This is a genomic window from Pseudomonas fulva NBRC 16637 = DSM 17717 (genome assembly GCF_000730565.1).
Lineage (GTDB): Bacteria > Pseudomonadota > Gammaproteobacteria > Pseudomonadales > Pseudomonadaceae > Aquipseudomonas > Aquipseudomonas fulva.
Window position 1 is genome coordinate 64,194 of sequence record NZ_BBIQ01000025.1, and the last position, 10,276, is coordinate 74,469.

At 60.0% G+C, this 10,276-nt stretch carries 9 protein-coding genes; all 9 read left to right on the forward strand.

Features of this window, described 5'->3' with window-relative positions; translation table 11 throughout:
• Positions 1–49: 49 nt before the first annotated feature.
• The 9 genes from mrcB to msrQ all read left to right on the forward strand — a co-directional run bounded on the left by mrcB (position 50) and on the right by msrQ (position 9,916).
• A complete protein-coding gene (gene mrcB, locus PFU01S_RS19815; RefSeq protein ID WP_028687825.1) occupies positions 50–2,371 on the forward strand; it encodes a penicillin-binding protein 1B in 2,322 nt (773 codons plus the stop codon).
• Positions 2,372–2,398: 27 nt separating this feature from the next.
• Positions 2,399–3,178 carry a tetratricopeptide repeat protein gene (locus PFU01S_RS19820; protein ID WP_028687826.1) on the forward strand — a complete coding sequence of 260 codons (780 nt, stop codon included), beginning with the start codon at positions 2,399–2,401 and terminating at the stop codon, positions 3,176–3,178.
• A 2-nt stretch (positions 3,179–3,180) separates the two neighbouring features.
• Positions 3,181–3,510 carry a YqcC family protein gene (locus PFU01S_RS19825; RefSeq protein ID WP_023533148.1) on the forward strand — a complete coding sequence of 110 codons (330 nt, stop codon included), beginning with the start codon at positions 3,181–3,183 and terminating at the stop codon, positions 3,508–3,510.
• 407 nt (positions 3,511–3,917) lie between these two features.
• Positions 3,918–5,642: an acetolactate synthase 3 large subunit gene (locus tag PFU01S_RS19830; protein ID WP_023533127.1), complete on the forward strand. Its 1,725-nt coding sequence runs from the start codon at positions 3,918–3,920 to the stop codon at positions 5,640–5,642.
• Position 5,643: 1 nt separating this feature from the next.
• A complete protein-coding gene (gene ilvN / locus PFU01S_RS19835; RefSeq protein WP_003250040.1) occupies positions 5,644–6,135 on the forward strand; it encodes an acetolactate synthase small subunit in 492 nt (163 codons plus the stop codon).
• A gap of 58 nt (positions 6,136–6,193) precedes the next feature.
• Positions 6,194–7,210: a ketol-acid reductoisomerase gene (ilvC, locus tag PFU01S_RS19840; protein WP_023533144.1), complete on the forward strand. Its 1,017-nt coding sequence runs from the start codon at positions 6,194–6,196 to the stop codon at positions 7,208–7,210.
• 150 nt (positions 7,211–7,360) lie between these two features.
• Complete coding sequence (gene pssA / locus PFU01S_RS19845; protein ID WP_023533151.1) at positions 7,361–8,212, forward strand: CDP-diacylglycerol--serine O-phosphatidyltransferase; 852 nt, start codon at positions 7,361–7,363, stop codon at positions 8,210–8,212.
• Positions 8,213–8,291: 79 nt separating this feature from the next.
• Positions 8,292–9,305, forward strand: coding sequence for a protein-methionine-sulfoxide reductase catalytic subunit MsrP (gene msrP, locus PFU01S_RS19850; protein ID WP_027915385.1), 1,014 nt, complete (start codon positions 8,292–8,294; stop codon positions 9,303–9,305).
• Positions 9,305–9,916, forward strand: coding sequence for a protein-methionine-sulfoxide reductase heme-binding subunit MsrQ (msrQ, locus tag PFU01S_RS19855; protein ID WP_028687827.1), 612 nt, complete (start codon positions 9,305–9,307; stop codon positions 9,914–9,916). Before msrP ends, msrQ begins: the two co-directional genes overlap by 1 nt.
• The last annotated feature ends 360 nt before the right edge of the window (positions 9,917–10,276 follow it).

Genomic DNA, 10,276 nt, shown 5'->3' on the forward strand with positions numbered 1-10,276 from the left:
CCGCCGGGCCGCCTGCCCAGCCTCAGTAAAGTGCGTATAATCCGCCGCCATGACTCGATCTCGAAATTCCCGTACCCCCAAAAAACGCCCGACCGGCCGCTCCCGTGCCTGGCTGGGCTGGGCTTTGAAGCTCAGCCTGGTCGGCTTGGTGATCATCGCTGGCTTCGCGGTCTACCTCGATGCCGTCGTGCAGGAAAAGTTTTCCGGCAAGCGCTGGACTATCCCCGCCAAGGTGTATGCCAGGCCGCTGGAGCTGTTCACCGGCCAGAAACTGAGCAAGAACGACTTCCTCACCGAACTCGACGCGCTGGGTTATCGCCGTGAAAGTGCCGCCAATGGGCCAGGCGCGGCAGCGGTGAACGGCAACACGGTGGACCTCAATACACGTGGGTTCCAGTTCTATGAGGGCATGGAGCCTGCCCAGTTCGTCCGTGTACGGTTCTCCGGTGATTACGTGGCGGGACTGGCGGGCGCCGACGGCAAGGCCTTGGATGTGGTGCGGCTGGAGCCGCTGATGATCGGCGGCATCTACCCCAAGAACCTGGAGGATCGCATCCTGATCAAGATCGACCAGGTGCCCAAGTACCTGCTCGAAACCCTTGTGGCCACCGAAGACCGCGATTTCTACAGTCACTTGGGCGTGTCGCCCAAATCCATCGCCCGGGCCATGTGGGTCAATACCTCGTCCGGATCGATGCGCCAGGGTGGCAGTACCCTGACCCAGCAGTTGGTCAAGAACTTCTACCTCACCAGTGAGCGCAGCCTGAGCCGCAAGCTGACCGAGGCGATGATGGCGGTATTGCTGGAACTGCATTACGACAAGCGCGAAATCCTGGAGGCCTACCTTAACGAGGTGTTCGTCGGCCAGGACGGTCAGCGTGCCGTGCACGGTTTCGGCCTGGCCAGCCAGTTCTTCTTCAGCCAGCCGTTGTCCGAGCTCAAGCTGCATCAAATTGCGTTGCTGGTCGGCATGGTCAAGGGCCCGTCCTACTACAACCCGCGCCGTTACCCGGAACGTGCGTTGGCCAGGCGTAACCTGGTACTGGACCTGGTCGCCGAGCAGGGTGTGGCCAGCCAGGCCGAAGTGGATGCGGCGAAGAAGATGCCGCTGGGCGTCACCAAGCGCGGCAGTCTGGCCGACAGTTCGTTCCCGGCCTTCCTCGACCTGGTCAAGCGCCAGCTGCGTCAGGACTACCGCGACGAAGACTTGACCGAAGAAGGGCTGCGCATTTTCACCAGCTTCGACCCGATCCTGCAGATGAAAGCCGAAACCTCGATGAACGAGACGTTCAAGCGCCTGGCCGGGCGCAAGGGCGCCGACGAGGTGGAATCGGCGATGGTCGTGACCAACCCGGAGACCGGCGAGGTGCAGGCACTGATCGGCAGCCGCCAGTCGGGCTTTGCCGGCTTCAACCGAGCCATCGATGCCGTGCGCCCGATTGGTTCCCTGGTCAAGCCGGCGGTGTACCTGACGGCCCTCGAGCAGCCGAGCAAGTACACCCTGACCAGCTGGGTGCAGGACGAACCGTTCTCGGTCAAGGCTGCCAACGGACAGGTATGGCGCCCGCAGAACTACGACAGGCGTTCGCACGGCACCATCTACCTGTACCAGGGGCTGGCGCACTCGTACAACCTCTCCACCGCCAAGCTCGGCCTGGAAGTGGGTGTGCCGAACGTGATCAAGACCATCGGGCGCCTGGGTGTGGATGTGGACTGGCCGGCGTTCCCATCGATGTTGCTGGGTGCAGGCGGGATGTCGCCGATGCAGGTCGCGACCATGTACCAGACCCTGGCCAACGGCGGCTTCAACACGCCGATGCGCGGTATTCGCAGTGTACTGACAGCCGAAGGCGAACCGCTCAAGCGCTACCCGTTCCAGATCCAGCAGACGTTCGACCCGGCGGCCATCTACCTGGTCCAGAACGCCATGCAGCGGGTCATGCGTGAAGGCACCGGGCGCTCGGTATACAACACCTTGCCGCGCACCCTCACCCTGGCGGGCAAGACCGGTACCAGCAACGATTCACGTGACAGCTGGTTCTCAGGCTTCAGCCAGGACCTGCTGGCAGTGGTCTGGATGGGCCGCGACGACAACGGTAAAACGCCCTTCACCGGCGCTACCGGCGCGCTGCAGGTGTGGACCAGCTTCATGAAAAAAGCCGACCCACTGCCGCTCGACATGCCCCAGCCCGACAACGTTGTGCAGGCCTGGATCGATCCGTACAGCGGCCAGGGGTCTGACAGCAGCTGTCCGGGCGCCGTGCAGATGCCGTATATTCGCGGGAGTGAACCGCCTGCCGGCGCGACCTGTGGCGGCGAGCAGAATCCAGCTGAATCGGTCATGGACTGGGTCAAGGGCTGGATGAATTAAGCACAGGCTGCATTGAAGAGGTGTGACGTGAACAAGTGGCTGTTTCCTGCCGTGACGGCGCTGGTGGTGCTCCAGGGGTGCTCCAGCGTGCCTCGCGGCAATATACCGGTGGTCGACTCCAGTACCCGCGTGTCCAACAGCGAGCGCGTCACGGCCAAGCGCCAGACACCTGGCATCAATGCCGGCACGCCCCAGGCGCAGACCCTGCCGGAGGATTCCGGCGTCACGGTGATGATTCCCCAGGGGGCCGGGGCGTCCGGCATCCAGACGTTCCCTGCTGGCAATGGCGCGGCGCCTATCAGCACGACGCCGATCACCACCGAGCCGGTTAACGCCCAACCGATTACCACTGACCCTAACCCCATTGCGGACGAGCCTTTCGATATCGCGTCAATGAACAGCGCATCGGCCCCCAAGGCCAACAGCGCGCCTACCGGCATTCCGCGTAGCGGCGCTGGCGGCGGGTTGTCCGCTGACGAACAGCTCGATGGGCCGGTGCTGGCACTGCTGACCACCGCCCAGACGCAGCAGGGCAGCGGCGATTTCAACGGCGCGGCGTCGAGCCTGGAGCGGGCCCAGCGGATCGCACCGCGCGAGCCGCAGGTGCTCTACCGGTTGGCGCAGGTAAGGCTGTCCCAGGGCGACGCCCCGCAGGCCGAGCAGTTGGCGCGCCGTGCGCTGACCTATGCCAATGGTCGTCCGAGCTTGCAGGCCGAGTTGTGGAATACGATCGCCCAGGCGCGTGAAAAGCAAGGCGACAGTGCCGGGGCAGCGCAGGCACGGCAAAAGGCACGGGTGAGCTCGTGACGGTGGAACCGCGGGTACTGGCCATTGCCGATCACCTGATGCTGATCGAGCGTGAGTTGCAGGTGCAAGGTTGGTGGGACGACGAGGCGCCTGACGACGATGCCCTGGAGAGCACGGTGCCCTTTGCGGTCGACACCTTGCGTTTCGAGCAGTGGCTGCAGTGGATTTTTCTGCCGCGCATGAAGATCATCATCGAGTTGGGTCATCCATTGCCCAATGCGTCGGGGATCCTCACCATGGCTGAAACCGTGTTCGTGAACCGGCCGGAGCAGAGCCGGGAGCTGCGCCGACTGTTGGCAGCATTCGACCAATTGATCGCCCCGACCGCCTGATTTCTTCCAATTTTCCTTCAAGGGCCGCAGATTGTGGCCCTTTTTTATGGAAATCTTAATTTTCCTGCTGCTTTAGTGATTTTTAGTGGTGCCAGGAATTCATCTTGGCTGAAAATTGGCAATAATTTTTCTTGACTTGTCGCCGCCAAATCACAAGAATCTAACTTCCGCTGTAGTGGGACTGCCAGAAGCAGACCCGCTAAGCAGATCATGAGGCGCACACCCGCGCCGACCTGTTACACCCCGCAACGCGTTACCTCGCGCTGGGTGGGAAACCCCCGCAACACTCTGGGGAGCTCCCAATACTTGCTCAGTCAGTGCTGACGTTCGCTCATGCTCTGCTTGGCAGTAAACCTATTAAGACCCGCCTGTTGGGGCGGTATTCTGGCGTTTTAGAGGTGAACAACGTGGAGCTTTTATCTGGCGCTGAGATGGTCGTCCGCTTCTTGCGTGACGAAGGCGTTAAGCACATCTACGGGTACCCTGGTGGTGCTCTCCTGCACGTCTACGACGCGCTGTTCAAGGAACCGGAAGTCGAGCACATCCTGGTTCGCCACGAACAGGCGGCGACCCACATGGCCGACGGCTACGCCCGCGCTACCGGCAAAGCCGGCGTGGTGCTGGTGACGTCCGGCCCAGGTGCGACCAATGCCATCACGGGCATTGCCACTGCCTACATGGACTCCATTCCGATGGTCATTCTGTCCGGCCAGGTGCCTAGCACCATGGTAGGTACCGATGCCTTCCAGGAAACCGACATGATCGGTATCTCCCGGCCTATCGTGAAGCACAGCTTCATGATCAAGAACCCGACCGAGATTCCGGAAATCCTGAAAAAAGCGTTCTACCTGGCGCAATCCGGCCGCCCAGGCCCGGTGGTGGTCGATATCCCCAAGGACATGACCAACCCGGCTGAAAAATTCGAGTACGTGTACCCCAAGAAGGTCAAGCTGCGCTCCTACAGCCCGGCCGTGCGCGGTCATTCCGGGCAGATTCGCAAGGCAGCAGAAATGCTGCTGGCTGCCAAGCGCCCGATCGTCTACGCCGGCGGCGGCGTGATCCTGGGTGGTGGATCCGAGTCCCTGACCGAGATCGCCAAGTCGCTGAACTTGCCCGTCACCAATACCCTCATGGGGTTGGGCTGCTTCCCGGGTACCGATCGCCAGTTCCTTGGCATGCTGGGCATGCATGGCAGCTTCACCGCCAACATGGCCATGCACAACGCCGATGTCATCTTCGCCGTAGGCGCGCGTTTCGACGACCGTGTGGTCAACGGCCCGGCCAAGTTCTGCCCGAACGCCAAGATCATCCACATCGACATCGACCCGGCGTCGATCTCCAAGATGATCAAGGCCGACGTACCGATCGTTGGCCCAGTGGACAGCGTGTTGTCCGAGATGATCGGCATTCTCAAGGAAATCGGCGAGCAGCCTGAGAAGGCGTCGCTGGATGCCTGGTGGAAGCAGATCGACGAATGGCGTGGCAATGGCGAGCTGTTCCCTTATGACAAGGGCGACGGCAATGTCATCAAGCCGCAGAAAGTCATCGAGACCCTGTGCGAAGTTACCAACGGCGATGCCTTTGTGACCTCGGACGTGGGCCAGCACCAGATGTTCGCTGCCCAGTACTACCGCTTCAACAAACCCAACCGCTGGATCAACTCCGGTGGCCTGGGCACCATGGGCTTCGGCTTCCCGGCAGCGATGGGCATCAAGCTCAATTTCCCGGACCAGGACGTGGCCTGTGTAACCGGTGAAGGCAGCATCCAGATGAACATCCAGGAGCTGTCGACCTGCATGCAGTACGGCCTGCCGGTCAAGATCGTCAACATGAACAACGGTGTGCTGGGCATGGTTCGCCAGTGGCAGGACATGGCCTACAACGGCCGTCACTCGCACTCTTATGTCGAGTCGCTGCCTGACTTCATCAAGCTGGCCGAGGCCTATGGCCATGTGGGTATCCGCATTACCAGCCTGAAGGACCTCAAGCCCAAGCTCGAGGAAGCCTTCGCGATGAAGGATCGCCTGGTGTTCATCGACATCGCGGTTGACCGTAGCGAGCATGTCTATCCGATGCAGATCAAGGACGGTTCGATGCGTGACATGTGGCTGAGCAAGACGGAGCGTACCTGATATGCGGCACATCATCTCCCTGCTGCTGGAAAACGAACCGGGTGCCTTGTCCCGCGTGGTCGGCCTGTTCTCCCAGCGCAACTACAACATTGAAAGCCTGACCGTGGCGCCGACTGAAGACCCGACCCTGTCGCGTCTGACGTTGACCACCGTTGGCCATGACGAAGTGATCGAACAGATCACCAAGAACCTGAACAAGCTGGTCGAAGTGGTCAAGCTTGTCGACCTGTCGGAAAGCGCTCATATCGAACGCGAGCTGATGTTGGTCAAGGTCAAGGCCACCGGTGCCCAGCGTGCCGAGATCAAGCGCACCACGGATATCTTCCGTGGCCAGATCGTCGATGTGACCGCCAGCGTGTACACCGTGCAACTGAGCGGCACCAGCGACAAGCTGGACAGCTTCATCCAGGCCATCGGCACCGCATCGATTCTCGAAACCGTGCGCAGCGGCGTTACCGGCATTGCCCGTGGCGACAAAGTGCTCAGCATCTGAATTCAACAATAAATTAGCGATGGCTCCTTTGGGGCCGGGATATAACCAGGGGTATTTCATGAAAGTTTTCTACGATAAAGACTGCGACCTTTCCATCATCCAAGGTAAGAAAGTCGCCATCATCGGCTACGGCTCCCAAGGCCACGCTCAGGCGTGCAACCTGAAAGACTCCGGTGTGGACGTCACTATCGGTCTGCGTAAAGGTTCGGCTACCGTTGCCAAGGCAGAAGCCCACGGCCTGAAAGTGACCGACGTAGCCTCGGCGGTCGCCGCTGCCGACCTGGTCATGATCCTGACCCCGGACGAATTCCAGGGCCAGCTGTACAAGCAGGAAATCGAACCGAACATCAAGAAGGGCGCTACCCTGGCGTTCTCCCATGGCTTCGCGATTCACTACAACCAAGTGGTTCCACGCGGCGACCTCGACGTGATCATGATCGCACCGAAAGCCCCGGGTCACACCGTGCGCTCCGAGTTCGTCAAAGGTGGCGGTATCCCTGACCTGATCGCCATCTATCAGGATGCTTCTGGCAATGCCAAGAACGTTGCCCTGTCCTACGCCTCGGGTGTGGGTGGTGGCCGTACCGGTATCATCGAAACCACCTTCAAGGACGAGACCGAAACCGACCTGTTCGGCGAGCAGGCCGTGCTGTGTGGCGGTACCGTCGAACTGGTCAAGGCTGGTTTCGAGACTCTGGTCGAAGCGGGCTATGCCCCTGAAATGGCCTACTTCGAGTGCTTGCACGAGCTGAAGCTGATCGTTGACCTCATGTACGAAGGCGGTATCGCCAACATGAACTACTCGATCTCCAACAACGCCGAATACGGCGAGTACGTGACCGGTCCGGAAGTCATCAACGAAGAATCCCGTAAAGCCATGCGCAATGCACTCAAGCGCATCCAGGACGGCGAGTACGCGAAGATGTTCATCTCCGAAGGTGCTACCAACTACCCATCGATGACCGCCAAGCGCCGTAACAACGCCGCGCACGGCATCGAAGTCATCGGCGAGAAACTGCGTTCGATGATGCCGTGGATCTCGGCCAACAAGATCGTCGACAAGACCAAGAACTAAGGTTCGTCGAACGATGAAAAACGCGGCTTAGGCCGCGTTTTTTCGTTCTGGCAGCCAGCTTCTGGTATAAAGCAGACCAGTGGCCCGCCGTCAGAACCTGTTTAGCGGGCCCGTGTCGAACTTTTTCCATCCTGTTGCAAGGTACCCTCCATGAGCGAACGTCCCGAAGAGCCGAACAAGCCCTCCGACGCCGAAAGCCTGCTACCTGTCGATGAGCACATTGAAGAGGGGCATGACGACGAAGGGCGCAAGGTGCGTCATCGCGGCATTTATCTGCTGCCCAACCTGTTCACCACCGCGAACCTGTTCGCCGGTTTCTATTCCATCATCAGTTCAATGAACGCGCAGAGTGCCCTGAGCGCTGGCGATCCACGCGAAGCGAGCAAGTATTTTGCCTTTGCTGCCATCGCCATCTTCGTGGCCATGGTGCTCGATGGCCTCGATGGCCGGGTGGCGCGCATGACCAATACCCAGAGCGCCTTCGGCGCCGAGTACGATTCGCTGTCGGACATGGTCGCCTTCGGCGTGGCCCCGGCCCTGCTGGCCTTTGGCTGGGCGCTGGGTGACATGGGCAAGGTCGGCTGGATGGTGGCCTTCATTTATGTGGCCGGTGCCGCGCTTCGCCTGGCGCGGTTCAATACACAGGTGGGAACCGCCGACAAACGCTATTTCATCGGCCTGGCCAGCCCGGCTGCGGCCGGTGTGGTAGCCGGTACCGTATGGGCGTTCAGCGACTATGGCATCCAGGGCTCGAAGCTCTCGTTCCTGGTGGCGCTGTTGGTGGCGGCTGCGGGCATGCTGATGGTCAGCAACATCAAGTACAACAGTTTCAAGGAGCTTGACCTCAAGGGGCGTGTACCTTTCGTGGCGATCCTTGCCGTGGTGCTGGTGTTCGCGGTGGTCTTCAGCGATCCACCGCGCATTCTGCTGCTGGCCTTCCTGGCCTATGCGGCTTCCGGCCCCATTCAGTTCCTGCTGCGCTCGCGTCGCCGAAAAGGGTGATAATCGCTTAATTGTGGAATAACCCTCCGGCTCCATAGTCTTACTGGTACATCCGTTATCCAGTGCTGTGGAGCCGCTCATGCTTATCAAGCTTTCCAGGTCTTCCGAATGCAAGGCGTCGGAGATCACCCCTGAAGGTCTCTATCTCTCGCGCCGCGCCCTGATGGGCGGTTCGCTCGCGGGTCTGGCACTGGGTACGTTGCCGGGCAATGTCCTGGCTGGCGAGCCGTCTCGCTATCCTGACGTACAGGCTGGCAAGGCGCCTGCCTGGTTTGCCGAAAAGCTGCCCGATACCCGCTGGCAGGCGGTGACAGTCCAGAACGAAGCCGTGACCCCCTTCAAGGATGCCACCCACTACAACAACTTCTATGAGTTCGGGCCCGACAAGGGCGACCCGGCTGCCAACGCAGACAGCCTCAAGACCGAACCCTGGAGCGTTGTCATCGATGGGGAAGTGGGTAAACCCGGTCGCTATGCACTGGAGGACTTCGTCAAACCCTACCAACTTGAAGAGCGTGTCTACCGGCTTCGCTGCGTGGAGGCGTGGTCGATGGTCATTCCGTGGCTGGGTTTTCCATTGGCGCACGTGCTCAAGCAGGTCGAGCCCACCTCCAAGGCCCGTTATGTCCGTTTCGAAACGCTCGAGGATCCCAAGAGCATGCCCGGCCAACGTTCTGGCTTTGCATTGATCGATTGGCCTTATGAAGAGGGGCTGCGCCTGGATGAGGCGATGCATCCGTTGGCCATCCTGGCAGTCGGTATGTATGGCCGGGAGCTGCCGAACCAGAACGGGGCGCCGCTCAGGTTGGTCGTGCCTTGGAAGTATGGTTTCAAAAGCATCAAGTCGATCGTGCGCATCAGCCTGGTGGCAGAACAACCGAAAACCACGTGGCAGGGGTTGGCCCCGGACGAGTATGGTTTCTATGCCAATGTGAACCCGACGGTCGATCACCCGCGCTGGAGCCAGGCTCGTGAACGCAGGTTACCTAGCGGGCTGTTCAGTCCCAACGTGCGGGAGACTCAGATGTTCAACGGCTATGCCGATGAGGTGGCGTCGCTATATGACGGGCTTGATCTGCGGAAGAACTACTGATGCGATACCCCTGGTTTCGTCTGGGCATATTCATGGCAGGCTGCTTGTTTCCGGCCTGGTGGCTCTATGAGGCCTCGGTCAACCTGTTGGGCCCTGATCCGGGCAAGGTGTTGATGGATCGATTGGGGTTGGGCGCCTTGGTGTTTCTATTGATCAGCCTGTGCATGACGCCATTGCAGCGGCTTACGGGTTGGCCGGGCTGGATCGTGGTGCGACGTCAACTTGGGCTGTGGGTGTTTGCCTACATCGTGTTGCACGTGCTGGCGTATCTGTTCTTTATCCTGGGGTTGGACTGGGGACAGTTGACGGTAGAGCTGCGCAAGCGGCCGTACATCATCGTCGGTGCGCTTGGCTTGCTGGGTTTGCTGGTGTTGGCGGTCACCTCCAATCGCTACAGTCAGCGCCGCCTGGGCGCGCGATGGAAAAAGCTGCACAGGCTGGTCTACGCGGTACTGGGCTTGGGGCTGCTGCATTTCCTATGGATTGTGCGATCTGACCTGCGGGAGTGGGCTGTCTATGCCTTTATTGGGCTGCTATTGATAGTGCTGAGGATACCGGCTGTTGCCCGTTCGCTTCCCCGCGTACACCGCCGACAGGGAAGGTCGACTTGAGTTGGCATTGGGGTAATAGGTGCTTGTCTCGCGATTTCTGAAAATAGTGGTTGACGCAGTTCCTAATCCGCTTATAATGCGCCCCACTTCCAGCGACATCGGAACGCGAAACTCCTTGAGATTCAATGAGTTAGCTAGTTCGGGTGGTGCTGAAAGGGCTACGATCGAATAGATCGACGGCGGTTGAGAAGAAGGTTGACAGCGTGTTGAAACGCTGTAGAATTCGCCTCCCGCTACGAGAGATCGAAGCGAGTCAAGTGGTTGAAGTTGAACGAGTTTCTCGAAACAAGCTTCAAGATAAACGCTTGACAGGCAATGAGGAAAGCGTAGAATGCGCGCCTCGGTTGAGACGAAACTCTC

Bases quoted from the DNA above. Each gene is read 5' to 3' on its own strand.
- ilvN (WP_003250040.1), top strand. From the start codon at position 5,644: ATGCGGCACATCATCTCCCTGCTGCTGGAAAACGAACCGGGTGCCTTG.
- pssA (WP_023533151.1), top strand. From the start codon at position 7,361: ATGAGCGAACGTCCCGAAGAGCCGAACAAGCCCTCCGACGCCGAAAGC.
- msrQ (WP_028687827.1), top strand. From the start codon at position 9,305: ATGCGATACCCCTGGTTTCGTCTGGGCATATTCATGGCAGGCTGCTTG.
- msrP (WP_027915385.1), top strand. From the start codon at position 8,292: ATGCTTATCAAGCTTTCCAGGTCTTCCGAATGCAAGGCGTCGGAGATC.
- mrcB (WP_028687825.1), top strand. From the start codon at position 50: ATGACTCGATCTCGAAATTCCCGTACCCCCAAAAAACGCCCGACCGGC.
- ilvC (WP_023533144.1), top strand. From the start codon at position 6,194: ATGAAAGTTTTCTACGATAAAGACTGCGACCTTTCCATCATCCAAGGT.